The sequence below is a fragment of the Rhodopseudomonas palustris genome, assembly GCF_013415845.1.
GTDB lineage: Bacteria > Pseudomonadota > Alphaproteobacteria > Rhizobiales > Xanthobacteraceae > Rhodopseudomonas > Rhodopseudomonas palustris_F.
In genome coordinates this window covers 2,734,333-2,760,160 of record NZ_CP058907.1, presented here as the reverse complement: position 1 = coordinate 2,760,160, position 25,828 = coordinate 2,734,333, and the positions used below count along the sequence as shown (strand labels likewise).

At 65.8% G+C, this 25,828-nt stretch carries 20 protein-coding genes and 2 tRNA genes; 7 read left to right on the top strand and 15 right to left on the bottom strand.

Features of this window, described 5'->3' with window-relative positions:
• Positions 1–2: 2 nt before the first annotated feature.
• Entirely contained in the window at positions 3–1,175 is a 1,173-nt protein-coding gene (locus tag HZF03_RS12605) for a two-component system sensor histidine kinase NtrB (RefSeq protein ID WP_119018552.1), read from the bottom strand.
• Positions 1,172–2,173 carry a tRNA dihydrouridine synthase DusB gene (dusB, locus tag HZF03_RS12600; RefSeq protein ID WP_119018553.1) on the bottom strand — a complete coding sequence of 334 codons (1,002 nt, stop codon included), beginning with the start codon at positions 2,171–2,173 and terminating at the stop codon, positions 1,172–1,174. The genes HZF03_RS12605 and dusB overlap by 4 nt, the downstream gene beginning before the upstream one ends.
• Positions 2,174–2,446: 273 nt before the next feature.
• Here dusB and HZF03_RS12595 point away from each other — a divergent pair, with 273 nt between their 5' ends.
• Together HZF03_RS12595 and HZF03_RS12590 are read left to right on the top strand one after the other, a co-directional pair.
• Complete coding sequence (locus HZF03_RS12595) at positions 2,447–3,643, top strand: bifunctional 2-C-methyl-D-erythritol 4-phosphate cytidylyltransferase/2-C-methyl-D-erythritol 2,4-cyclodiphosphate synthase (protein ID WP_119018554.1); 1,197 nt, start codon at positions 2,447–2,449, stop codon at positions 3,641–3,643.
• Positions 3,644–3,645: 2 nt separating this feature from the next.
• The gene (locus HZF03_RS12590) at positions 3,646–4,266 is read left to right on the top strand and encodes a CinA family protein (RefSeq protein ID WP_119018555.1); all 621 of its coding nucleotides are present in this window, start codon (positions 3,646–3,648) and stop codon (positions 4,264–4,266) included.
• 299 nt (positions 4,267–4,565) lie between these two features.
• Here HZF03_RS12590 and HZF03_RS12585 read toward each other — a convergent pair whose 3' ends face one another.
• The gene (locus tag HZF03_RS12585; protein ID WP_011158138.1) at positions 4,566–5,039 is read right to left on the bottom strand and encodes a type II toxin-antitoxin system RatA family toxin; all 474 of its coding nucleotides are present in this window, start codon (positions 5,037–5,039) and stop codon (positions 4,566–4,568) included.
• 26 nt (positions 5,040–5,065) lie between these two features.
• Positions 5,066–6,025: a lipoyl synthase gene (gene lipA / locus HZF03_RS12580; RefSeq protein WP_011158137.1), complete on the bottom strand. Its 960-nt coding sequence runs from the start codon at positions 6,023–6,025 to the stop codon at positions 5,066–5,068.
• A gap of 149 nt (positions 6,026–6,174) precedes the next feature.
• Here lipA and HZF03_RS12575 point away from each other — a divergent pair, with 149 nt between their 5' ends.
• Positions 6,175–6,795 (top strand): DNA-3-methyladenine glycosylase, encoded by a 621-nt coding sequence (locus HZF03_RS12575; protein WP_119018600.1) that lies wholly within the window; start codon positions 6,175–6,177, stop codon positions 6,793–6,795.
• A 185-nt stretch (positions 6,796–6,980) separates the two neighbouring features.
• Here HZF03_RS12575 and HZF03_RS12570 read toward each other — a convergent pair whose 3' ends face one another.
• From HZF03_RS12570 to HZF03_RS12545, 6 genes are all read right to left on the bottom strand, one after another.
• Positions 6,981–7,541, bottom strand: coding sequence for a hypothetical protein (locus tag HZF03_RS12570; protein WP_119018601.1), 561 nt, complete (start codon positions 7,539–7,541; stop codon positions 6,981–6,983).
• Between the two features lie 201 nt (positions 7,542–7,742).
• Entirely contained in the window at positions 7,743–8,129 is a 387-nt protein-coding gene (locus HZF03_RS12565; protein WP_119018556.1) for a VOC family protein, read from the bottom strand.
• A gap of 3 nt (positions 8,130–8,132) precedes the next feature.
• Positions 8,133–11,006 (bottom strand): valine--tRNA ligase, encoded by a 2,874-nt coding sequence (locus HZF03_RS12560; RefSeq protein WP_119018557.1) that lies wholly within the window; start codon positions 11,004–11,006, stop codon positions 8,133–8,135.
• A gap of 141 nt (positions 11,007–11,147) precedes the next feature.
• Positions 11,148–11,933, bottom strand: coding sequence for a PopZ family protein (locus HZF03_RS12555; protein WP_119018558.1), 786 nt, complete (start codon positions 11,931–11,933; stop codon positions 11,148–11,150).
• Between the two features lie 292 nt (positions 11,934–12,225).
• The gene (locus HZF03_RS12550; RefSeq protein ID WP_119018559.1) at positions 12,226–13,617 is read right to left on the bottom strand and encodes a TolC family outer membrane protein; all 1,392 of its coding nucleotides are present in this window, start codon (positions 13,615–13,617) and stop codon (positions 12,226–12,228) included.
• Positions 13,618–13,827: 210 nt separating this feature from the next.
• Complete coding sequence (locus HZF03_RS12545) at positions 13,828–14,493, bottom strand: protein-L-isoaspartate O-methyltransferase family protein (protein WP_011158130.1); 666 nt, start codon at positions 14,491–14,493, stop codon at positions 13,828–13,830.
• Between the two features lie 252 nt (positions 14,494–14,745).
• Here HZF03_RS12545 and HZF03_RS12540 point away from each other — a divergent pair.
• From HZF03_RS12540 to HZF03_RS12530, 3 genes are all read left to right on the top strand, one after another.
• Positions 14,746–14,820: transfer RNA gene (locus tag HZF03_RS12540), tRNA-Asn, on the top strand.
• Between the two features lie 191 nt (positions 14,821–15,011).
• Positions 15,012–15,416, top strand: coding sequence for a hypothetical protein (locus HZF03_RS12535; RefSeq protein WP_012496030.1), 405 nt, complete (start codon positions 15,012–15,014; stop codon positions 15,414–15,416).
• 184 nt (positions 15,417–15,600) lie between these two features.
• Entirely contained in the window at positions 15,601–15,777 is a 177-nt protein-coding gene (locus HZF03_RS12530) for a hypothetical protein (RefSeq protein WP_165858126.1), read from the top strand.
• Between the two features lie 20 nt (positions 15,778–15,797).
• Here HZF03_RS12530 and HZF03_RS12525 read toward each other — a convergent pair whose 3' ends face one another.
• Entirely contained in the window at positions 15,798–16,931 is a 1,134-nt protein-coding gene (locus tag HZF03_RS12525) for an alginate O-acetyltransferase AlgX-related protein (protein ID WP_119018560.1), read from the bottom strand.
• A gap of 2 nt (positions 16,932–16,933) precedes the next feature.
• Entirely contained in the window at positions 16,934–18,403 is a 1,470-nt protein-coding gene (locus tag HZF03_RS12520) for an MBOAT family O-acyltransferase (protein ID WP_119018561.1), read from the bottom strand.
• 182 nt (positions 18,404–18,585) lie between these two features.
• On the opposite strand from HZF03_RS12520, the gene HZF03_RS12515 reads away from it, so the two are divergent.
• A tRNA-Cys gene (locus tag HZF03_RS12515) sits at positions 18,586–18,659 on the top strand.
• Between the two features lie 156 nt (positions 18,660–18,815).
• On the opposite strand, the gene HZF03_RS12510 is transcribed toward HZF03_RS12515, so the two are convergent.
• Genes HZF03_RS12510 through HZF03_RS12500 form a run of 3 tightly spaced genes read right to left on the bottom strand, consistent with a single transcriptional unit; the run spans position 18,816 to position 25,793 of the window.
• The gene (locus tag HZF03_RS12510; RefSeq protein WP_012496026.1) at positions 18,816–19,547 is read right to left on the bottom strand and encodes a tRNA-uridine aminocarboxypropyltransferase; all 732 of its coding nucleotides are present in this window, start codon (positions 19,545–19,547) and stop codon (positions 18,816–18,818) included.
• Positions 19,548–19,554: 7 nt separating this feature from the next.
• Positions 19,555–22,662: an efflux RND transporter permease subunit gene (locus HZF03_RS12505; protein ID WP_119018562.1), complete on the bottom strand. Its 3,108-nt coding sequence runs from the start codon at positions 22,660–22,662 to the stop codon at positions 19,555–19,557.
• Entirely contained in the window at positions 22,662–25,793 is a 3,132-nt protein-coding gene (locus HZF03_RS12500; protein ID WP_119018563.1) for an efflux RND transporter permease subunit, read from the bottom strand. Before HZF03_RS12500 ends, HZF03_RS12505 begins: the two co-directional genes overlap by 1 nt.
• Positions 25,794–25,828: the final 35 nt, after the last annotated feature.

The following is a 25,828-nucleotide window of genomic DNA, read 5'->3' as shown; positions in this document are numbered from 1 at the left end:
CCTCATCTTGCAGTCTGTGAGGCATCGGACGACGCCGGCGCGTCCTCGCCGTTCGGGGATTGAAGGGCCTTGGCGGTGTTGAACATTGGCATCAGCACCCGGAAGGTGGTTTTGCGCGGCTGCGATTCACACTCGATGATGCCGCCGTGATCGCCGACAATCTTCGCCACCAATGCAAGACCGAGGCCGGAGCCGGACGGCTTGGTGGTAACGAACGGATCGAACAGGTTCGGCAGCAGATCTTCGGGAACGCCGGGACCATTGTCCCGCACGCAGAATTCGAGCGGCAGCGACACCCGCGTCTTTTTGCCCGGCACCGACAGGCGGACACCAGGGCGGAACGCAGTGGTGAGTTGGATCTCACCATCGGAGCCGAGATCGACCACGGCTTCGGCCGCGTTCTTCACCAAGTTCAGGAACACCTGAATCAGTTGATCCTGATTGGCGAGCACCGGCGGCAGCGACGGGTCGTAGTCCTCGATGAACTTAATGTTGCGGGCAAAGCCCGACTGCGCCAGCCGCTTTACGTGATCGAGCACCGAGTGGATGTTCACCGGACCGCGCGCCACTGGGCGGTCGTCGCCGAACACTTCCATGCGGTCGACCAGCGTGACGATGCGGTCGGCTTCGTCGCAGATCAGGCGGGTCAGCATCCGGTCTTCGGCGGAGGCCTGCTGCTCCAGCAGTTGCGCCGCGCCGCGGATGCCGGACAGCGGATTCTTGATCTCGTGCGCCAGCATGGCGGCGAGCGCGATCACCGAGCGCGCCGCGCTGCGATGCGTGAGCTGGCGGTCCATCTTGTCGGCGATGGTGCGCTCCTGCAGCATCACCACAATATGGCCGGGCCGTTCGTTGAGCGGCGCGACGTGCAGATCGACCTGGCGGTCGGCGCCGATCCGCGGCGTCCCGAGATCGACCTTGTATTCATTGACCGGCGAATGCCCGATGCGCACCTGCTCGATCAGCGCCAGCAGCGGGCTGCCGAACGGCACCAGATCGGTCAGCGACTGCCGTCGCAGCAATTGCGTCGAAATCTCAAAGAACGACTCCGCCGCCATGTTGGCGTCCACGATCTTGCCGTCGGGACCGACCAGCAGAACAGGATTCGGCAACGCGTTGAGGATCGCATCGCTGTCGGTCGGCTGAGCCCGGCGCGGTTCGACAATGGCGTTCATGCGGCGGCCCTCCAGGCGAATTCTTCGTAGGCATCGGCGAGCGCACGGTGCACGCGGGCCGGATTCTCTTCGGTCAGAATGACGGCGCGCCAGCTCTTCAGAACGTCCGGCGAGGCGCCGGCGGTTGAGGCGGCGACCTCGAGCGACCAGCCGAGATGCTTGCGGGCATGACGCAGCCCGATCTTGACGCCGTACAGCGCCAGGATGTCGTCATAGAGCGTGCGCAAGTAGTCGCGCTGCATGGTCAGCGACGGCTCGGCCTCGGCTTTTCCCGTGGTGAGCTGGCGGCCGACCCGCCCCGGCAACCACGGCCGCCCCTGCGCGCCGCGACCGATCATCACTGCATCGGCACCGGAGCGCTTCAGCGCTTCGACCGCGCTGGCGTGGCAGGTGATATCACCATTGACCACCAGCGGAATCGAGATCGCATCCCTGACGGCGCGCACCGCATCCCAATCGGCTTCTCCCTTGTAGAACTGCTGCCGGGTGCGGCCGTGAACGGTGACAAGCTGAACACCGGCGTCCTGCGCACGACGCGCCAGCTCCGGCGCGTTGCGCGAACGATCGTCCCAGCCGAGCCGCATCTTCAGCGTCACCGGCACCCGCACCGCGCCGATCGTTGCTTCGATCAGCGTCAGCGCGTGATCGAGGTCGCGCATCAGCGCCGAACCGGACAGACCGCCGGTGACGTGCCGCGCCGGGCAGCCCATGTTGATGTCGATGATGTCGGCGCCGCCGGCTTCCGCGATCCGCGCGCCCTCCGCCATCCAGCGCGCCTCGCAGCCGGCAAGCTGGACGACGTGCGGCCCTTGGCCGACCTTGTCGCAGCGACGGACCGACATCCGCCGGCCGGCCACCAGATCTTCGCTGGCAGTCATCTCCGACACCACCAGACCGGCCCCCAGCTCCGCGACTTGCCGGCGGAACGGCGCATCGGTAATGCCTGTCATCGGCGCCAAGAACACCGGATCAGGCACCGCAATATTGCCAATCCTCAAAGGCGGCGAACCTGTTACAGTCGGGCGCGTCACTCGTTGCTCATTCTGTAGCCAGCGCAGTTGCAGGCTCGGCCTCGCTCAATGTTTGAGCATTGTAGATCATTGCCTACAGTTTAGCCAATCATATCTGACATGCAAGTGCGTTGCAGCAATTGTCCCCGGACGCCGGCGGATGCGGCGATGGAATCATGCTGCTTTCCTAGCCCGGCATGGTAAGGGCTGTGCACCGGCGCGACCAGCGCAGGCCATCCCAATTCCGTATCAATTGATCCGATGACGAACTCGCCCCGTACTGCTGCCATCATCGTCGCCGCCGGGCGCGGCCTGCGCGCCGGCGCGGGCGGCCCCAAGCAATACCGCACCCTCGCCGGCAGGCCGGTGATCGCGCGAGCGATGGAGCCCTTCTGCACCCATCCGGGCGTGATGGCGGTGCAGCCGGTGACGAATCCCGACGACACCGAGATGTTCAACGCGGCAGTCGCCGGCCTGAATTTCCGCCCGGCGGTGGGCGGCGGCGCAACCCGGCAGGCGTCCGTGCGCGCCGGCCTGGAGGCGCTGGCCAAGCTGAAGCCGGACATCGTGCTGATCCACGACGCGGCGCGTTGCTTCGTCACCCCGGAGCTGATCTCGCGCGCGATCACCGCGGCCGGCGCGACCGGCGCTGCGCTGCCGGTCGTCCCCGTGACCGACACGATCAAGCAGGTCGACAGCAGTGGCGCGGTCGACGCGACGCCGGACCGCGCTAGCTTGCGGATCGCCCAGACCCCACAGGCGTTCCGTTTCGATGTGATCCTCGACGCCCACCGCCGCGCGGCCTCTGGCGGCCGGGACGATTTCACCGACGACGCCGCGATCGCCGAATGGGCGGGATTGACGGTGTCGACCTTCGAGGGCGATGCTAACAACATGAAGATGACCACCCCGGAAGATTTCGCGCGCGAGGAAAGCCGGCTGATGGCCGCGCTCGGCGACATCCGCACCGGCACCGGCTACGACGTGCATGCGTTCGGAGAAGGCGACCACGTCTGGCTGTGTGGCTTGAAGGTGCCGCACACCCGCGGATTCCTGGCGCATTCGGACGGCGATGTCGGCCTGCACGCGCTGGTCGACGCGATCCTCGGCGCGCTGGCGGACGGCGACATCGGCTCTCACTTCCCGCCGACCGATCCGCAGTGGAAGGGCGCGGCCTCCGACAAGTTCCTCAAATACGCGATCGACCGCGTCACTGCGCGCGGCGGCCGCGTCGCCAATCTCGAAGTGACGATGATCTGTGAGCGACCGAAGATCGGACCGCTGCGCGACGCGATGCGTCAGCGCATCGCCGAGATCACCGGCGTGCCGGTGTCGCGCGTCGCGGTGAAGGCCACCACCAGCGAGAAGCTCGGCTTCACCGGCCGTGAGGAAGGCATCGCGGCGACCGCATCCGCCACCATCCGGCTGCCCTGGGGCGCCGACGGACTGGCCGGCTGACGATGAGCAGCAACGACGCCCGCACCCTCGCCCGCTCGTTGCTCGACCTCTGCCGTTCGCGCAAGCTGATGATCGCGACCGCCGAGTCCTGCACCGGCGGCTTGGTCGCCGGCGCGCTGACCGACATTCCCGGCTCGTCGGACGTCATCGACCGTGGCTTCGTGACCTATTCCAACGCCGCCAAGCATGATCTGCTCGGCGTCGAGAACGCCACGCTCACCACATTTGGCGCCGTCAGCAAGGAGACCGCGATCGCCATGGCGGTCGGGGCGCTGGAGAATGCCGACGTCGATCTGGCGGTGTCGATCACCGGCATAGCCGGACCCGGCGGCGCCACGCCGGGCAAGCCGGTCGGCTTGGTCCATTTCGCCGTCGCCGCGCGCGACGGCCGCATCTCACATCGCGAGCAGCGCTTCGGCGCGATCGGCCGCAGCAACGTCCGTCAGCGCTCGGTGGTGGAAGCCCTGCGGATGCTACTGGAGGTGGCCCGCGGCCCGAAGCCGCCGACCAAGGCCAAACGCGAAGTGGCCACCGGCGTGCACAAACGCGTCGCCCGCTCGCCTCGCCGCGTCGCCGCCAAGCGCCCGCAGCCGAAGCGGCCGGTGAAGCCGAAGAAGACTTAACGGCGGTGCTATTCGTCAGGCCGGCATGAAGTGCACGGCGCGGCCCGATCATCGCCGTCACCCTCCGCGAAAGCGGAGGGCCCAGTATTCCAGAGCGCTCGTGATCTTCGGAAGCGCTTCGGGATACTGGGTCGCCCGGACAAGCCGGGCGATGACGCCGGATTGTGTTGATATTCAAGTATTCAACGTCATTGCGAGGGAAGCGAAGCAATCCAGCTCCGTGCATCGAGCTGGATTGCTTCGTCGCTGCGCTCCTCGCAATGACGGCTGGACCAAAGTGGGCCGCGATAACGAAGTAACTACGCCCGCGACAGCTTCGGGCCGGTGCCGTAGATCTGGTCGGCGCGCGTTTCGAACGCTTCGGCGAAGCGATGGAAAGCGGTGTCGAACATCGCGCCCATCAGGGTGGCGAGCATCCGGCTCTTGAACTCGTAGGCGATGAAGAAGCCGACCTCGCAGGCGCGCTCGGTCTTGGCCGCGAAGGTCCAGCGGTTCTCCAGATTGGAGAACGGGCCTTTGAGATACTCGACCAGGATTTTCAGATTGGCGCGATCGAGGGTGACGCGGCTGGTGAAGGTCTCCTGCACCAGCTTGAACGACACCGTCATGTCGGCGATCACGACCTCGTTGCCGTCCGGCTGCTGGATCCGCTCGCGGATTTTGAGCGCCTTGCACAGCGGCACGAATTGCGGATAGCGCTCGACGTCGGCGACGAGGTCGAACATCTGCTGAGCACTGTGCGGCACTCTGCGCCTGTTGGAAAACTGCGGCATCGCCTCGGACTTCAGGTCTTGGACTTTTAGCGGGCTCGCGCCGCGCGCGCCGCCTTGAGCTTGGCGAAATCGTCGCCGGCGTGATGCGACGAGCGGGTCATCGGGCTCGCCGACACCATCAGGAAGCCCTTGGCGTAGGCGGTGGTCTGATAGCCGGCAAATTCGTCCGGCGTGACGTAGCGCATCACCGCATGGTGCTTGCGGGTCGGCTGTAGATACTGGCCGATGGTGAGGAAATCGACCTCCGCCGAGCGCAGGTCGTCCATCACCTGCAGCACCTCGTGGCGTTCCTCGCCGAGCCCGACCATGATGCCGGACTTGGTGAAGATGCTGGGATCGAGTTCCTTGACCCGCTGCAGCAGCCGGATCGAGTGGAAGTAGCGTGCGCCCGGCCGCACCGACAGATAGCGCGACGGCACGGTTTCGAGATTGTGGTTGAACACGTCCGGCTTGGCGGCGACCACCACCTCCAGCGCGCCGTCCTTGCGCAGGAAGTCTGGCGTCAGGATCTCGATCGTCGTCGTTGGGCAGGCTTCGCGCACCGCGCGGATCGTTGCGGCGAAGTGCGCGGCGCCTCCATCGGCCAGATCATCGCGGTCGACCGAGGTAATCACCAGATGCTGCAGCCCGAGCTTCCGCGTCGCCTCGGCGACGTAGGCTGGCTCGTTGGCGTCGAGTGCGCCCGGCATCCCGGTCTTGACGTTGCAGAACGCGCACGCCCGGGTGCAGGTGTCCCCCATGATCATGAAGGTGGCGTGCTTCTTGTCCCAGCACTCGCCGATATTCGGGCAGCCGGCCTCTTCGCACACCGTGTGCAGGCCGTTTTCCTTGACGATGCCGCGGGTCTCGCCATAGCCGCGGGTGGTCGGCGCGCGCACCCGGATCCAGTCCGGCTTCTTCGGCGACAGCGCATCCGGCCGCGCCGCCTTCTCCGGATGCCGGGGGCGGACGGGATTGGCGGACACCGTATCGACGAGAACGACCATGAGCTGCCTGGGGTTTGCGCGAGAACCCTACCTAATCCGGCCGCCCCCGTCCCGCAACCCGGGCCGCTTGCAGGCCGTTATCCCTTGGAATAATGCTCGAATTGTACGCATTGCGCCCCGCGCCGGCCGCGCTCGAGCTTGCCTCTCCGATGACCAAGTCCCGCGTTCCGAAGCCCCCCTTAGACGGAACACACCCTGCCCTCGGCCCGCTGCTGACGCGCCGGTTCTTCGCCCGCAGCGTCCACGAGGTCGCACCCGAGCTGATCGGCGCAACGCTGCTGTTCGGCGGCGCGGGCGGGATCATCGTCGAGGTGGAAGCCTATCACCACACCGATCCGGCAGCGCATTCCTACGGCGGTCCAACGCCGCGCAACCAGGTGATGTTCGGCCCGCCGGGCTTTGCCTATGTGTATCGCTCCTATGGCATCCATTGGTGCGTCAATGTCGTCTGCGAGCCCGAAGGCTCCGCCAGTGCGGTCCTGATCCGCGCGCTGGAGCCGACCCACGGGCTCGCAGCGATGCGCAAGCGCCGCGGCCTCGACGAGCCGCGCAGCCTGTGTTCCGGCCCCGGCAAGCTGGCGCAGGCCCTCGGCATCACCATCGCCCATAACGGTCTGCCGCTCGATGCCGCACCGTTCGCGATCCATCGCCGAACCACCACGCCGGAGATCGTCACCGGCCCGCGCATCGGCATCACCAAGGCGGCCGACTATCCGTGGCGGTTCGGGCTGAAAGACTCGCGGTTCTTGAGCAAGCCGTTTCCACGCTGAGGACGATGTCTCTCCACGGCTTCATGAGAGTCGAGCAGCGTGATCCCGCACCAACACCGTCATCGCCCGGCTTGACCGGGCGACCCAGTATTCCAGAGCGCTTCAACTACCAACGACCGCTCTGGGATACTGGACCCTCCGCTTTCGCGGAGGGTGACGTTTGTTTGCGGCGCAGCGCCGCGGACTCAGCTTGCCGCCGCCCGCGCCCGCCGCAGATGGTCGGGATACCACACCGTAAAGATCGCGGTGCCGATCAGCACAGCGTAGGAGATCAGCTCATAGGCGAGTTCGGGCAGTGCGAACTGCTCCATCTTGCCGAATGCCAGCGCCGCGTTGATGGTGAAAGCCGTCGCCCAGATCCCGGTCATCAGCACATTGATGCGGATGAATTTCGGGTCGTTCCAGACCGCCGGATCGACGTGCTCCTTGGCGTAGTCGAGCGTGAACGGCTTGCCGAGCAGGATGGTCAGCCAGGCACCGGCCGCGAGCGCGCCGTTCGCCAGCACGCCGAGATGGCGCAGGGTCCAGGTGTCGTTGAATCCCATCACCGCGATGGTCGCGGCGCCGAAAAACACCACGCCCACCCACAGAATGATACCGCGATGGAGCTTCAACACGCCCATCACGATAGTCAGCGCCAGTGCAACACAGAGGCCGATCTCCACACGGAGTAAGCTGTCACGGGCGATGATCAGGAACGACAGCCACGGCGCGAACGAGATCAGCAGCTTGAGAAAGGCGAGCATCGGCATAGCCCCGTTGATGCCCGATCCTACGCGATCGCCGCGGTGTCATACTTTGGCGCCGATCAACGCCGTGGCAACGACCAGCAGGTGCAAGGCTGTCATTGCGAGCGGATTGAAGCGATCCAGACCTCAGAAGCCAAGCTGGATTGCTTCGTCGCTTCGCTTCTCGGAATGACGAGGTCCGGCATGTTCAAAGGGCGCTCAGCCGAGCGTGTGACACACCGCTTCGAGCCGGTTGCCGTCGGGATCGGCAATGAAGGCCGCGTAGTAACCGGGATGATAGTCGCGCAGTCCCGGCGCGCCCTGATCGACGCCGCCGTGAGCGAGCCCGGCTTGCCAAAAGGCATCGACGACCGCGCGGCTGGTCGCCTTGAAGCACAAGTGCCGGCCATAGGCCGGCTCCGGCCTGTCGCCTTTGCGGATCGACAGATAGACGCGGTCGGGATGCTCGGGCCGCGCGCGCTCGCCGTAGCCGAGCCAGTCGCCACGGGCGCCGACCTTGACGACGCCGAGCGCCGCCATGATCGCATCGTAGAACGGCTCGGCCACCGCGATGTCGGACACGGTGATCGAGACGTGGTCGAGCAAGGGTCAGCTCGCGTTCTTCAGCCGAAGCAGCGCCTCGAGGATCTTGACCTTGCGCGCGACCGCAGCCTCGCGCTTTTCGCGCTCTTCCTCGACGACTTCTTCGGCGGCGTTGGCGACGAATTTCTCGTTCGCCAGCTTGGCCTCGGCGCGCTTGATGTCGGCTTCGGCCTTGCCGAGCTCCTTCTCGAGCCGTGCCTGCTCGGCGGCGAAATCAACCACGCCCTTCAGCGGCAGCGCCGCGACCTCGCCACGCACCAGGAGCTGCACGGCACCTTGCGGAGCGGCGTCAGCGAACGAGATCTCGCCGACCCGAGCCAGCCGCTTGATCACGTCGCTCCAACGGCTCGCCCGCGCATTGGTGTCGGCAGAAGCGCCGGCCAGCACCAGCGGCGTGAGGGTCGACGGCACGATGTTCATTTCGGCGCGCACCGAGCGGATCGCAGTGACGAGATCGACCACCCAACCGATTTCGGCTTCGGCGGCATCGTCGGTGAAGTCCGGCTCCTGCGGCTCCGGAATCGCCAGCATCGCCGGCCCGGCCATCGGGTCGGTCGCGGCGGAGGCCGCCAGCACCGACACCTCTTCGTCCGAGATACCCGCCTTACGCGACCACGACGCCAGCGCCAGCAGTCCGTCGCGCGGAGCCGTCACCGCCCACAGCTCTTCGGTGATGAACGGCATGAAGGGATGCAGGATCTTCAGGATCTCGTCGCGCGCCCACGCCACCATCGCACGGGTCTCGGTCTTGGCAGCGCCCTCCTCGCCCATCAGCACCGGCTTGGCGAGTTCGAGATACCAGTCGCAATACACGTTCCAAACGAAGCGATACGCAGCCTCGGCGGCGTCGTTGAAGCGATAGGACTCGATCGCTTCGGTCACCTCGCGCACCGCGCGGACGGTCTCGTGCGCGATCCAGCGGTTCAGCGTTTCCTTGGCCGCCGTGTAGTCGAACCCCGCCGGCGCGACGCAGCCGTTCATCTCGGCGAAGCGGCAGGCGTTCCAGAGTTTGGTGGCGAAGTTGCGATAGCCTTCGACGCGGCTGGTCGCGAGCTTGATGTCGCGTCCCTGCGCCGCCATCGCGGCCAGCGTGAAGCGCAGCGCGTCGGCGCCGTATTCGTCGATCAGGTTGAGCGGATCGATGACGTTGCCCTTCGACTTCGACATCTTGGCGCCCTTCTCGTCGCGGACGAGCGCGTGGATGTAGACGGTCGGGAACGGCACATCGTCCATGAAGTGCAGGCCCATCATCATCATCCGGGCGACCCAGAAGAAGATGATGTCGAAGCCGGTGACCAGCACGTTGGTCGGGTAGTAACGGTCGAGCTCCGGCGTCTCGTCCGGCCAGCCGAGCGTCGAGAACGGCCACAGCGCCGACGAGAACCAGGTGTCGAGCACGTCCTCGTCGCGGGTGATGAAGCCCTCACGCTTGGCGGGATCTTCCGCCATGTCGTGCGCCTGCGCAGGCGTGATCACTTCCTGCTCGACGTAATAGCCGAGCGCGTTGCCGACCGCCTCTTCCTCGGTCTCGGCCACGAACACCTTGCCGTCCGGGCCATACCACGCCGGGATCTGGTGACCCCACCACAGCTGGCGCGAGATGCACCACGGCTGGATGTTTTCCATCCACTCGAAGTAGGTCTTCTCCCAGTTCTTCGGCACGAAGGTCGTCTCGCCCGACCGCACCGCAGCGATCGCCGGCTGCGCCAGCGTCTTGGCATCGACGTACCACTGGTCGGTGAGGAACGGCTCGATCACCACGCCGGAGCGGTCGCCGTGCGGCACCATGTGGACGTTCGGCTCGATCTTCTCCAGGAAGCCGAAATCGTCCAGCCGCGCCACGATGATCTTGCGAGCGACGAAGCGGTCGGTGCCGTCGATCTCCCCGGCGAATTCGCGCGCGCCTTCCGGCAGACCTTCGAGATAGGCACTGTTGTCGGCGACCGAGATCTTGCCCTCGATATCGAGCACGTTGATTTGCGGCAGATGATGCCGCTTGCCGACCTCGAAGTCGTTGAAGTCGTGCGCCGGCGTGATCTTCACCGCGCCCGAGCCCTTCTCGGGGTCGGAGTATTCGTCGGCAACGATCGGAATCCGCCGGCCGACCAGCGGCAGGATGACGTGCTTGCCGACGAGATGCGTATAGCGCTCGTCTTCCGGATTCACCGCGACCGCAGTGTCGCCCAGCATGGTTTCCGGACGCGTGGTCGCGACGACGATGAAGCTCGACGGATCGGCCGGATCGAAGGTCTTGCCTTCGATCGGATAGCGCAGATGCCAGAGGTTGCCCTTCACCTCGATCTGCTGGACTTCCAGATCCGAGATCGCGGTCAGCAGCTTCGGGTCCCAATTGACCAGCCGCTTGTCCTTGTAGATCAGGCCCTGGCGGTGCAGTTCGACGAACACCTTGGCGACGGCGCGGGACAGCCCCTCGTCCATGGTGAAGCGTTCGCGCGACCAGTCACACGACGCACCGAGCCGCTTGAGCTGGTTGACGATGACGCCGCCGCTCTCGGCCTTCCACTGCCAAACGCGCTCCAGGAACTTGGCGCGGCCCATGTCGCGCCGGCTCGGCTCCTGGCGCTCCATCAGCTGGCGTTCGACCACCATTTGGGTGGCGATGCCGGCGTGGTCGGTGCCGGGCTGCCACAGCACGTCGCGGCCGCGCATCCGCTCGAACCGGCACAGGATGTCCTGCAGCGTATTGTTGAGCGCGTGGCCCATGTGCAGCGAGCCGGTGACGTTCGGCGGCGGAATCACGATCGAGTATGGGACGGCGTCGCGGCGCTCCGGACGGCCGGCCTTGAAGGCCTCGGCGTCTTCCCAGGCGCGCGAAATGCGGGCCTCGATGTCGGCTGGCTGGTAGGTTTTCTCGATCATGGCGCTGCAATCAAAAAAGGCGCGTCGCCGGGCCGCGAACGCGCTCGTTGGACGACGCTAGAAACCTTCCGGCGCGCCGCAAGTCAACAATGGAGGCCGGTCCATTGGATCAGGCGGAGGCAGCGCCTCCGCCAAGCGGGCTCAGCGCCCGCGCGAGACCCGCTCGATTTCCTGGCGGACGATCCGCTCGACCAGCGTCGGCAGATTGTCGTCGAGCCAAGCCTTCAGCATCGGCCGCAGCATCTCCTTGACCAGATCCTCGAGGGTCCGGGCATTGTTGCTGAGCACGGTGGTGGCGAGCGAATTGAACGCCGATTCCACCGCCGCGGCGGTGGTCCGCGACAGGATCGGCTGCTGCGGCTCTTCGCTCCAGGCCGCAGCTGCGGCCGGCGGCTCGTAGGCCGGCTCCGGCGCGCGCGGCTTGGGCGCAGCTTCGGCGAATTCGATGTCGTCCTCGATCGGCGCCTTTTGAACCGGCGGCGGAGGCGGTGGTGGCGGTGGAGCCGGCTCGGGTTCGGGCTCCGGCAGCGCCATCTCGTCGGTCAGCTCAAGGACGTCGCCGTCCGGCTGCGGCGGACGAACTTCCTCCTCGGTGGTGCCGGCGTCGAGGCCGGCAAGCAGCGCGTCGATGTCGTCCTGACTGTTGCTCTCGGCCGGAGCCGGCATCGGCGGAGGCGCCGGCTTCGGTGCGGCGGCGGGCTTGGGCGGCGCAGCTTGCGCCACCGGACTCGGTGCAGACGGAGGTGGGGTCATGGCCGCGGGCTTGCTCGGCGGGGGAGCCGGCTTAGGCGGCTCCGGCTTCGGGGCAACGGCCGCCGGCGCAGGTGCCGGGGTCGCGGGCTTGGCTTCGTCATCGGCAATGATGCGACGGATCGACGCCAGAATCTCCTCCATGGAAGGTTCTTGCGCCTTTGCAGGCTGCGTCATCTCCGACTCCACATCATCACGCCCTTCCCGGCGTTGTAACATCAAAGCTCTACGGGAGAGACCGGTTCCGGATCGGCGGCGCCAGGTTTCGCGTTGGAAGCAGGACTTGTCCCCAGCTTCAACTACGGTACGCCCCGAGGTCCGCTCCACGTCTAACAACGTGGAGCGCCGCGAAACACGGGCGCATCTCCGACTCGAATCGTCACGACGACCCGGTCAACGGTAGGCAGACGATTAGTTGTTTGCAAGCAAACGCGCCCGGGCAGAATCCCGGGCGCAGTCGCGGCCGCAATCAGCGGCCGTCGGGAGTCCGCACGCCGCCCCAGCTGTCGCGCACCTGATGGTAGTGCACGCTGGGATCATAGACGTCGGTCTTCAGGCCGAGCACTTGCGGCGACAGCCGGCCGACCGCGTTCAGCACCGCGTAAGAGGCAACGACGCGGTCATGCTGCGCGGTCACCAGCGCAACGCGGGCATTCACCAGCGCCTGCTGCGCGTTCAAGACGTCGAGCGTCGTGCGCTGGCCGGCGCGGGCTTCTTCACGGACGCCGTTGAGCGCGATTTCCGAGGCCTTGACCTGGGACTGCGCAGAGGACACCTGCGCCTTCGCGGCCTGCAGCTGGCCCCACGCCTGCACCACGCTGGCGCGGGTCTGGTCGCGTACCTGTTCGAGGTTGAGACGCTGCTGCGCCAGCGTTTCCTTCGACTGCCGGATCAGCGCGTATTCACCGCCACCCTGGTAGATCGGGACCGACAGCTGCGCGATGCCCGAAGCCTGGAATTGACGCGGCGACGAGATCGACGGCTCCCACGACTGCTGCGCGCTGGCCTGCAGCGTCAGCGTCGGGAACAGCGCACCCTCGTTGATCTTCACGTTCAGATAGCTGACGTCGATGCCGTACATCGCCGCGGTGACGTTCGGATTCTCGACCAGCGCGAGGTTGATCGCCTGCGCCAGCGAGGTCGGAAGATAGCGATCGACCGGCGAGCCCGGCGCGAGATTGCCCGGCTCGGTGCCGATGATGCGGCGGTAGTTAGACCGCGTCGTCGTCAGCGTCGATTCGGCGGCGAGCTGCTGGGTGTTGCCGGCGGCAAGCTGCGCCTGCGACTGCGCCACGTCGGTGCGGGTGACCTCGCCGACGTTGAAGCGGTCGTTGGTCTGCCGCAACGTCTGCTCGAGCACGCGCACGTTGGAGCGCTGCACTTCGAGCGTCGCCGAGTCGCGCAGGTAGTCCATGTAGATGGTCGCGGCCGACAGCAGCACCGACTGTTCGAGCACCCGCAGACCTTCACGCGCCGAGGACACCTGGCTCTCGGCCGCACGGGTGCGGTTCGCCGTCTGATTGCCGTTGAACAAAGTCTGCGACGCGGTCACGCCGACCGAGCGCGGGATCTGGGTGCCGGACAGATGAAACTGGCTGCCGGCGACCGACGAAATCACGTCGGTGTATTGATAGCCGCCGCTGGCAGTGACGGCGACCTTGGGCCGATAGCCGGAAAGTGCCTGAGGAACCGATTCGTCGGTGGCGCGCACCGAAGCGCGCTGCGCATTGAGTTGAGGATTGGTCTGGTAAGCGCGGACCAGCGCACCTTCCATCGTGTCGGCCAGGGCCACTGTTTGCGACGCACACGCCAGAACGATGCCGGCAGCCGCGAGGCCGGAGATCCGCTTAAGCCCATCCATTCTGGCAATCCAATCCTGAACTTTTCCCCACACCGGACTTCCGGCGCTCAACGTCGTGCGCACCGCCGAACGATGTCCGGTAAGTCCATCCTCACCATAAGACACAGAATGGACCGACGAAACCCCTCGGCCACGGCGCTCTGCGAAACTTCCAAGCTGGGGCATTCGCGCCACAGGTATGATTCCTCGACAGAATTCGACACGTTCCAATCAGAATTCGAAGACCGGAACGCGCTCCAAACCGGGCAACACGGGAATCGATGCATCGAACAGAATGCGGGCGCCGTAGTCGCCGTGCGAACGAGTCACCACGGTGACACGCTGCGGCCGGCCGGTGGCGAACGCACCGACCAGACGGCCGCCGAGCTTGAGTTGCTCATAAAGCGTGGTCGGCTCCACCTCGGTGGCACCGCACAACAGGATGGCATCGAACGGCGCGTCGTGCAGATCGCCCTTCGCCGCTTCGGCGACCCGGACGTTGACGTTGGACAGACCGAGCGCGGGCAGCGTCGCGCGAATGCGCTGCGCCAGCGATTCGTCGTCGATCGTGGTGGTCACCCGTGCGGCGAGCTTGGCCGCCACCGCAGCGATGTAGCCCGTCGGGCATCCGACCACCAGGACGCGATCATCATGCTGCAGCTCGGCTGCCTGCAGCATACGGGCGGTCATGATCGGATTGAGCAGGAAGTGCTTGTGGTCGTCGCGGCCTTCGATCTGAAGGTCGAGATCGAGATAGACCAGCTCGCGCTTTGATTCCGGAACAAAGGCCTCGCGCGGCAGCGCCCGCATCGCATCGATGATTCGCCAATCCGTCACGCTGGCAGGCCGGATTTGCCCATCGACCATGTTTTGCCGTGCGCGCTCGAATTCCAACATCCCCGATCCCCTGCGGTGAAACCCGCGTCATCCATGCTGCAACGCCGTCTAAAACGCAACATGCGGGCGCGCTCAACAGATTTGGTGCGAAAGGGGCTTCACGCGGCGCGCATGATCCCCTACATAGCCCTCGCCGCTACGGCGGCTGGCCGCGACGTTGCGGCGGAAACGGCCGGTGTGGATCGACCGTTTTCTGCTTTTCAACGCCGAACGGCTTTGTTATACGCTGCCCGCGAAGCAATGCTTCGCTGTTCCCTGGTAGCTCAGTGGTAGAGCAACCGGCTGTTAACCGGTTGGTCGCTGGTTCGAATCCGGCCCGGGGAGCCATTCTCATTTTCCATCATTGCAGGTCTTGAGCCGCACGCTAGATCGTGGGCTCCCGAGGTTGCGCCGCACGGCTCCCAAAGCCGGTGCCCCCGCCCGTGTCACGCCGCTGTGACCCGGCCTTCCCTCGTCCCTGGAACATTGTCGCGCTGGCGCACGTTGCGTCATCGAAAGACAACGAAGGAGACCCCACCATGATCAAATCAACGATGATTGCTGCCGCCGTGTTCGCGGGCGCTGTGGCCCTGACGACCGCCGCATCGGCGCAGCAACCGACTCAGTACCGTGGCCAGCTATACGGCGCCGAAACGCAGCGTTATTCCGGCTACCAGGACCGCGGCTATCAGAACCGAGGGTACCAGAACCGAGGGTACCAGGATCGCGATTGGCGCGAGAGCAACGCGTTCTGGCCGGGCCAGGTTGCTGCCGGCGTTGTCGGCGGCGCGATCGGTGCGGCCGGCGCTATCGCCACCGCACCGTTCGAAGCGGGCTACCAGGGCAATTACGACATGCGCAGCTACGCCGAGCGCAACGGCTTCGTCTGTCTTCCAGGGACCACGTTCCGGGGTGAAGATGGTCGGATGCATCTCTGCCAGTAACCCCCCTCCGCATGTCGTTGAATCGAGCCGCCCCGCATCTGGGGCGGCTTTTTTCATGGGCAACGTGCACGACCGATTGCAGGAAATCCGCCCATGATGGCCGATCGCTAAAATTGTAGCGATCCGCTCAACCGGCCCCACAACAGTTTTTGCCACACTCCGGTTCGGACAGGGGAGCCGAACCATGAGCGACGCCGAATACGATCTACTGCTGGAATCGATCAGCGACGCCGTCGCTGAAAGCACGCAGGATAACGTCGTGCGTCCCACCGTGGTGGCGACGATGCGCCGGGCCGCCAACGACAATTCGGTCGAATGGCCGCTGCTGCCCTTCCCGACCGATTGGTACGCCTCCTGCTGAGCGAGGCGCTGCTGCCGGCCTTAGCGGCCTTCCTGCGCGACGGTGTCCGCCAGCGAATCCAGATGCCGCTCCGCCAGCTCTTCGATCACCAGATCCGGCTTCTCGCGTTCGATCAACGGCGCGATCTCGCGTGACGGCTTGAAGCCCGACCGGGCGACATAGACCACCTCGCCAAAACTGCGCGACAGATACTTCACCAGTGCTTCGGTGAAGGAGTCGCCGATGAACATGATCTTGTATTTGGCCTGCGGACAGAACGTCCGCCCGATCGAAATGTCATCGCCCACCGGCTGATACGCCGACGCGGTGAAAGCACAGCGATCGGCCGGCAACTCCGACAGCCGTGTCGTTTCCCTCCGCGTCAATCCCGCCATGCCGGCCAGATCGCCCGCGTGGTCCGAGGGAATCGCAAACTGCTTCGCATCGAGATCGAGCACCGGCAGATCGGCCAGCGGCAGCGCGGCCATGATGCGGCGATAGCCGAGATACGCGCCCCAGTCGGTCCAGTGCGAGTCGTCCTTGAGGTACACCAGCCCGTCGGCCTTGCCTTGCCGCAACGTCGATCTCAAATCGAGCACCGGCAGACGATCTTTTTCGGCCAACGCGACGACCTGATCGAGCTGCGACGGCGGATCGCGCCGCGACATGTAGGTCGGCATCATCTCCGGATAGATCGTGTGCTTGTCCGGCACGACGACGAACAGATAGGGCCGGTTCGCGGCCCGCAGCGGGCGCATTCGCAGTGCGAGTGCAGCTTCGGTATTGGCGAGCTGCAGCGCGCTGAACGGGCGCTGGTTGCGATACAGCTCGATCGAATTGTCGCCGGCATAGAACAGCCAGTCATCCTTGCCGAACACCACCTTGTCGGACGGCGAACGGCCGAGCATCACAGTCGTGAAGTTCGAGTTCAACCGGAGCAGCAGCTTCCGCAGGCCGAAATTGTCGTTGAAATAGGCGTCGAAACGCTCCGGAAAGCTGTCCCATTGCGCCACCGTGCGCGGCCATCCCGGAAGCTGGGTCAGCGTTCGGTTCTCGCCGATGCTGACCTCCGCATGCTTGAACGCCATCGCGATCAGCGACGCGAACGAGAACGCCATCGCCAAGCCGATCAAAGCGCCGCTGTAGAGCCGTGCAGAGAATGGGGTTCGCGGCATCGCTAGAACCGGAAGTAAATGAACGGATTGTAGGTGCCGGCAGCGACCTGGCTACTGGCCAGCAGGCCGATCGACAGCAGCACGATCAGCCTGCCGGCCATCATCACCACGCCGTCCTGGCCGATCTGCAAAGTGCGGATGTCGGGATCGACCCGCCCTTGGTTCTGGTTGCGACGAAGCCGCCAGTCCGCCGTCAGCGGGCTGAACACCGCGGCGCTCGCCAGGCTCCCCAGCGCGAGGCAGATCACCACCAGTGGGTCAATGTCGCCGAGGAAGTCGAGCGACCAACCCGCGCCGAGCCCGACCATCGCCTTCAAATAGGTGATCGCATGGGAGAGATCTGCGGCGCGGAAGAACACCCACGCGAGCGACACCACAGCCAGCGTGTAGGCGTGCCGCAGCAGCCGCGGCATCCGCGCCAGCAAGGTCGACAGTCCTAGCCGTTCGAAGATCAGGAACAGGCCGTGGATCAGGCCCCACACCACGAAGGTCCAGTTGGCGCCGTGCCAGAGGCCGCACAGCAGGAACACCGTGGCGAGATTGACGTACACCCTCCACGGCGCGACGCGGTTGCCGCCGAGCGGGATGTAGAGATAGTCGCGCAGCCAGTTCGACAGCGAGATGTGCCAGCGCCGCCAGAATTCCTGCAGCGACTGCGACAGATACGGATAGTTGAAGTTCTCCAGGAAGGTGAAGCCGAACAGCCGCGCCAGCCCGATCGCCATGTCCGAATAGGCCGAGAAGTCGAGATAGATCTGCAAGGTATAGCAGAGCAGCCCGAGCCAGGCCGCGCCCAGGCTGAGCTCGGCCGCCGGCAGCGCGAAGATATGGTCGGCGACCTCGCCTAGCGGATTGGCCAGCAGCATCTTCTTGCCGAAGCCGGCGAGGAAACGCTCGATCCCGGAAGCCGCCAGTTCGAGCGTCACCGGCCGGCGTCGGAGCTGGTCGGAGATGTCGTGATAGCGAATGATCGGGCCGGCGATCAGCTGCGGAAAGAATGCGATGTACAGCGCGAAATCGACCGGCCGGCGCTGCGCCCGGGCGACGCCGCGATAAACGTCGATCACGTAGGACAGCGCGTGGAAGGTGAAGAACGAAATCCCCAGCGGCAGATGCGGCGCGACAACGGTGATCGGCGCGATTCCCACCGTCTCCAGCAGCGCGTTAAGGTTCGCGATCAGGAATTCTGAATACTTGAACACCGCCAGCAGGCCGATGTTCAGCACCACCGCGGCGGCCACCACCAGCTTGCGCCGGCCCGGGTCCGTCAGGGCATCGAGCGCCAGCCCGAGCAGCCAGTTGCCGAAAATCGACCCCAGCATCACCAGCGCAAAGAAGCGCTCGCCCCAGGCGTAGAACACCAGGCTGGCGACCAGCAGCACGCTGTTGCGAAGCGGCCGCGGCACGCTCCAGTAGACCAGGAGCAGCAGCGGCATGAACAGGAACAGGAAGACCGGCGAACTGAACAGCATCAGGCCATCGCCCTCGCTTCCCAGCTCCTGCAGTTGCGTTCCGGCATCGCCGCCCCGTTCTTTGGTGCGTCTTCTCCTTGCGCGAGCGCCCCCGATTGTTCAAGGCCGCCGCTGTCCCCAGGGCAACGCGCTGTGCGGCGGTTGCCTATCGCCGTCCGGCCGTATATGAGTTCGCCGCGTGGGGCCACGTGGCGGAGTGGTTACGCAACGGTCTGCAAAACCGTGTACACCAGTTCAATTCTGGTCGTGGCCTCCACTTTTCAATCAAGCACTTAGCCGATCTTCCTGAGACTCGACCGGAACCGCGTCGAGGCACGCGTGAATGCGCGCGGAATCGCTTCGCGCGCGAACGCCCCCACCCAAAACCCTGTGCTAAGATCGCCGCGTCAGGCCGCAGCGAGGGCTCGCGCCCTCACCCGCGCCGCTTGCGCCGCCAGTCGCGCTTCTTCGGCTTCGGGGCCAGATCCGGCCGCTCGGCCTGCACCTGCTTGAACCGCGCCAGCATCCGGTCGAACGCTTCCAGCAGCTTGGTCTCGATCTCGGGGCGGTGCTCCAGCCGCGACAGCAGCATCGCGGCGGCTTCCAGGGTCGACAGCCCGTCGCGGCGCGGCTCCTTGCGCAGCCGGCCGTAGCGCGACGGCGCGGAGGGATCGAGAATCACCCGCTGGCACTTCAGCATCCAGGCGTTGCGCCACCACAGCGCCTTGGCCTGGCTCCAGGTGCCGTCGAGCAGCACCACGCCCTCGATCTCGTCGAGGATCATGTCCTGATGCGGTTCGGGCTGGCCCTTGGCGTCGACCGCGAGGATCTCCCGCCCCTCGGCCAATTCGGCAGCGCGGGCGGAGCCGAGATACAGCACCGCCCAGCGCGACGGATCATGCACGGTGCGGCCGAGCGCCTTGGACAGGCTCGGCCACGACAGCCCGATCCGGACCTCGGCGTTCTTGAAATGCTGCGCGGTCAGCCGCGCGGTGCCGAGCGCACGGTCCTGCTCCTGCGGATGCTGCAGGATCAGGAGCTGCGTCCGGCTGGCGATCGGCTCGACCGTGTCGCAGATGCACAGCGGCAGCACCTTGCCACAGCGGGCGCACTCCGGCTCCGGCGCGCCGAGCTCTGCAGCGTGGGTCTCGTGTTCGGTCGTCATATGGTCCCTACTCTGCCGGTACTGCGGCCGGCGCGCCGCGGCGCCAGCGCCGCTGCCGGACACGGTCGATCAACAGATAAATCACCGGCGTCGTATACAGCGTCAGCACCTGCGACACGAACAGGCCGCCGATGATGGTGATGCCAAGCGGCCGGCGCAGCTCAGTTCCGGGGCCAACCGCGACCACCAGCGGAATCGCCGCGAACAGCGCCGCCAGCGTGGTCATCAGGATCGGCCGGAAGCGCACGATGCAGGCTTCGAAGATGGCGTCGGCCGACGGCAGACCGCGCTCGCGTTCGGCCTCCAGCGCGAAGTCCACCATCATGATCCCGTTCTTCTTGACGATGCCGATCAACATGATGATGCCGACGAAGGCGATCACCGACAGCTCGGTGCCGGTGACAAGCAGCGCCAGCAGCGCGCCGAGCCCCGCCGACGGCAGCGTCGAGATGATCGTCAGCGGATGCGCCAGGCTCTCGTAGAGCACCCCGAGCACGATGTACATCGCGATGAAGGCCGCCAGGATCAGCAGCGGCTGCTTGTTGGAAGTGGCCCGGAAATCGCCGGCATTGCCGTCGAACGAGCCCCGGATGCCCTCCGGCATGTGCAGTTCGTCGACCGCGCGCTGAATGTTGGCGGTCGCCTCCTGCAGCGGCACGTCCGGCAGCGTGTTGAACGACACGGTGGTCGACGGCACGCCCTGGGTATGGGCGACCGCCAACGCCGCCAGCCCGCGCTCGGCGCGGACGACCGCTGACAACGGCACCTGATCGCCGCTCGAACTGTCGACGTAGATCCGCTTCAGGTCGGTCGGGTCGGTCTGGAAATTTGGCTCGATCTCCAGCACCACCTGATACTGGTTGCGCTGGGTGTAGATCGTGGCGATCTGCCGCTGCGAAAACGCATTATTGAGCGCGTTGTCGATGTCCTGAATCCGCACGCCGAGCCGCGACGCCATGGTGCGGTCGATCGACAGCGTGAGCTCTAGGCCGCCGTCGTCGCGATCGCTGGTGACGTCGGTGATGCCGTCGACCGTCTGCATCCGCTTGGCAACGATCGGCGCCCATTTCTGCAACAGGTCGAGATCGGGACTGCTCAGCGTGTACTGATAGTTGGATTCGCTGGAGCGGCCGCCGCCGCGCAGATCCTGGGCGGCAAACATAAACAGCCGGATGCCGGCGACGCGGCTGAGCTGCCGGCGCAACCGGTCGATCACCATCTGGGTGGTGACGCCCTCGCGCTCGGCGCTCGGCTTCAGATTGATGAACATCGTGCCGCGATTGGCGCCGCCTGCGCCGGGTCCGCCACCACCCAGCACCGAGCCGACGCCGCTCACCGCAGGATCGGCCATCACGATGTCGGCGAGCTCCTCCTGCAGCTTCCGCATCGACTGGAACGAGATGTCGGCCGAGGCGCGGGTCGAGCCGATGATGAAGCCGGAATCGTCGATCGGGAAATAGCCCTTGGGCACCTTGATATACAGCGTCACCGTGAGCGCGATGGTGGCGACAAACACCACGATGGTCAGCCACGGCACCGACAGCACGCCGCGCAGCGTCCAGGCATAGAACCCGACGATGCGGTTCAGCGTGCCTTCGACCGCGCGATCGAACCAGGTCTGTTTCGGCGACGCTTCGGCGCGGATGTAGTGAGCGCAGATCATCGGCGTCACCGTCAGCGACACCACGGTCGAGACCACGATCGCGAACGTCAGCGTCAGCGAGAACTCGCGCAGCAGCCGTCCGATCAGGCCGTCCATGAAGATCAACGGCGCGAAGGCGGCAACCAGCGACAGGCTGATCGACAGCACGGTGAAGCCGATCTGCCGGGCGCCCTCGATCGCGGCCGGCAGCGGCGCCATGCCGCGCTCGAGGTTGCGGTACATGTTCTCGATCATCACGATCGCATCGTCGACGACGAAGCCGACCGCGATCGCCAGCGCCATCAGCGACAGATTGTTGATCGAAAACCCGCTGATCCACATCCCGGCACAGGTGCCGGCGAGCGCCAGCGGCACCGACACGCCGGCTGCGATCGTCGGCGTCAGCCGGCGGAGGAACACCAGCACCACCGCCATCACCAGCACCGCAGTCGCCAGCAGCGTCCACTGCATGTCGTCGACGCTGGCGCGGATCGTACCGGTGCGATCGGCCAGCACCGAGATCTCGACGCCGGCCGGAATCCACTGCTTCAGCTCGGGCAGCAGCGCCTTGACCCGGTCGACGGTCTCGATGACGTTGGCGTCGCCCTGCTTGGTGATCTGGATGATCACCGCCGGCTGCTTGTTGTACCAGGCGATGGTGCGGGCGTTGCGGGTCGCATCGCTGACGGTGGCGACATCCGACAACCGCACCGTACCGTTCGCATCGCTCTTGATGACGATGCTGCGGAACTCCTCCGCGGTACGCATCTGCGGATTGGTCGAGAGCGTTTCGGTCAGCCGCGGTCCGTCGAACGCGCCGACCGGGCCGACCGGATTGGCGTTGATGATCGCGGTGCGGACGTCGTCAGTGGAGATGCCGGCGTTGGACAGAGCGACCGGATTGAGTGCGATCCGCACGGCGGGCTGGTCGGCGCCTGAGACCGTGACGTCGCCGACACCCGGCACCTGCGAGATGCGCTGCGCCAGTACGGTGTCAGCGACATCGTAGATCGCGCTCGCCGGCATCGTCTTGGAGGTCAGCGCCAGGATGTAGACGGGTGCCGCCGCGGAGTTGAACTTGCGGAACTTGGGCAGCGTCGGCAGGTCGGTCGGCAGGTCGCTGACCGCGGCGTTGATCGCCGCTTGCACATCGCGCGCGGCGCTGTCGACGTTGCGGCCGATCGAGAACTGCAACTGAATGCGGGTGTTGCCGAGCGAACTGGTCGAAGTGATCTGATCGAGCCCCGCGATTTCGCCGAGCCGCCGCTCCAGCGGCGCCGCGACGGTTGAGGCCATCACCGATGGCGCCGCGCCCGGCCGCGACGCCGACACCATGATCATCGGGAAATCGACGTTCGGCAGTGCCGCCACCGGCAACACCGCATAGGCGACCATGCCGACCAGAAACAATCCGATCGCCAGCAGCGTGGTGCCGACCGGCCTTCGGATGAACGGGTCGGACATCGAGGCCATTACAGCCCCTCCCCGACGCCGGCCAGCGGCGGCGATGGCGTCGCCGGCGGAACCGGCGGCAGCGCCCGCTCCAGCTTCCGATTGATGCGATCGAGCGCCAGATAGATCACCGGGGTGGTGTACAACGTCAGCAACTGGCTGAGCAGCAGGCCGCCGATGATCGAGATGCCGAGCGGAAACCGCAGCTCGGAGCCGGTGCCGCTTTCGATCGCCAGCGGCAGCGCGCCGAACAATGCCGCCAGCGTCGTCATCATGATCGGCCGGAAGCGCAGCCGGCACGCCTGCACGATCGCCTCGTAGGACGACATCCCCTGCCCGCGCTCAGCTTCGAGCGCGAAGTCGATCATCATGATGGCGTTCTTCTTGACGATGCCCATCAGTAGGATGATGCCGATCAGCCCGATCACCGACAGATCCTGGCCGAACAGCATCAGGGCCAGGATCGCGCCGACGCCGGCCGACGGCAGCGTCGACAGGATGGTGATCGGGTGAATGTAGCTCTCGTACAGCACGCCGAGCACGATGTAGATCGCGACGATCGCGGCCAGGATCAGCCACGGCTGGCCGGCGAGCGCCTTGGAGAATTCGGCGGCATCGCCATAGAACACGCCGACGATGCTGCTGGGCATCCCGATCTGCTTCTCGATGGTCTCGATCCGCTTCAACGCCTCGCCGAGCGACGCATCGGGCGCGAGGTTGAAGCTCATCGCAACGGACGGGAACTGCGCCTGGTGCGAGATCGCCAGCGGCGCGATGGTGCGCTTCAACTCGGCGACCGCCGAGATCGGCACCTGGGCGCCGGCATTGCCCGGCACATACAGCTTGGACAGGATCGACGGGTCCTGCTGATAGACCGGCATCGCTTCCAGCACGACGCGGTACTGGTTGGCCTGGCCGTAGATCGTTGAAATCTGCCGCTGGGCGAAGGCGTCGTTGAGCGTGTCGTTGATCGCCTGAACGCTGACGCCGAGTTGGCCGGCGCGCTCGCGGTTGACGTCGAGCGCCGCCCGCAAGCCGCCCTCCTGCGCTTCGGTCGAAACGTCACGGAACAGCGGATCGCGGCGCAGCTCGGCGAGCAACCGATTGGCCCATTGCGACAGCAGCGCCGCGTCAGTCGCGGTCAGCGTGTACTGATATTGCGAGCGGCTGGCCTGGGTCGAAATCTGCACGTCCTGCACGGCCTGGAAGTACACGGTCATGCCGGGGATGCCGGCGACGCGCTGCTTCAGCCGCTCGATCACCTCGCCGACGTCGGACTTTCGGTCGCCCCGCGGCTTCAGCGTCAGCACCAGCCGGCCGACATTCGGCGTCGGATTGACCGAGCCGGCGCCGATCACCGACACCACGCCGACGACGTCCGGATCGGCTTCGATCGCCTGCGCGGTCTCGGTCTGCCGCGCCTTCATCTCGGCGAACGACACCGCCGGTCCCGCTTCCGTCACCGCGGTGATCGAGGCGGTGTCCTGTAGCGGCAGGAAGCCCTTCGGCGCGATCGCATATAGCACCAGCGTCGCCGCGATGGTCAGGAACGTCACCACCAGCGTCGCACGCTGATGCTTCAGCACCCACAACAGGCTGCGATGGTAGGCCTCGGCGCCGCGATCGATCCACGCTGTGATCGCGGCGAGCCCAGGCACCTGGCGCTCGTCGCGGGCGTGCTTGAGCAGCCGCGAACACATCATTGGTGTCAGCGTCAGCGATACGATCGCAGACGTGACGACCGCGATCGTCAGTGTCAGGGCGAATTCGCGGAACATCCGGCCGACCAGCCCGGACATGAACAATAGCGGGATGAACACCGCGATCAGCGACATCGTCAGCGAGATCACGGTGAAGCCGATTTCGCTGGCGCCCTTCAGGGCCGCCTCCATCGGGCTCTCGCCGTCCTCCATGTGACGGACGATGTTCTCGATCATCACGATGGCGTCGTCGACCACGAAGCCGGTGCCGATCGTCAGGGCCATCAGCGACAGATTGTCGAGGCTGAAGCCCATGAAGTACATCACGCCGAAGCTGGTGATCAGCGACAGCGGCAGCGCCACGCCGGCAATGATGGTGGCGCGCATCGAGCGCAGGAACAGCAGCACCACCAGCGTCACCAGCACCACGCTGAGCAGCAGCGTGAACTGCACGTCGTGCACCGAAGCCCGGATCGTCTCGGTGCGGTCACTGACCACGGTGAGCTTGACGCCAGCCGGCACCAGCCGCTGGATCCGCGGGATCTCGGCGCGGATGCCTTTGACCACGTCGATGACGTTAGCGCCGGGCTGCCGCTGAATATCGAGGATCACCGAAGGCGTGCCTTGGTACCAGGCGCCGGTGCGCTCGTTCTCCAGCCCGTCGACGATCTGCGCGACGTCGCCGATCGTCACCGGCGAGCCGTTGCGGTACGCCACGATGATCGGCCGGTAGGCATCCGCGGCGGCAATCTGGTCGTTGGCCGCGATGGTGTAAGCCTGCTGCGCGCCGTCCAGCGAGCCCTTCGGCCCGGATACGTTGGCGTTGGCGATCGCCGTGCGCAGGTCTTCCATCGAGATGCCGTAGGCGGCAAGCCGGGCGAGATCGGCCTGCACCCGCACGGCCGGCTTCAGCCCGCCAAGGACGGAGACCCGGCCGACGCCAGAGATCTGCGCCAGCCGCTGCGCCATCAGCGTGTCGGCGAGATCGCTCATGGTGCGCAGCGACACCGTGGTCGAGGTCAGCGCCAGCGTCATCACCGGCGCGTCGGCCGGGTTCACCTTGGCGTAAACCGGCGGATACGGCAGGTTCTTCGGCAGAATGCCGGCAGCCGCATTGATCGCCGCCTGCACATCCTGAGTGGCGCCGTCGATATCGCGGTTGAGATCGAACTGCAGCGACACCTGGCTGACGCCATAGGACGAAGTCGATGTCATCGCCGTCAGCGACGGAATCTGGCCGAGCTGCCGCTCCAAGGGCGCGGTGATCAGCGACGCCACCACATCAGGGCTCGCCCCCGGCAATTGCGTCGACACCTGCACGGTCGGGAAATCGACCTGCGGCAGGGCCGACACCGGCAGCGCCAAATAGCCGAGCAGACCGCCGATCATCAGCGCCACGCCAAGCAGCGAGGTCGCGATCGGACGTCGGATGAACGGCTCGGATACGCCCATGAAACTCACCTCAGCGTTGCGTACTGACGTCTCGC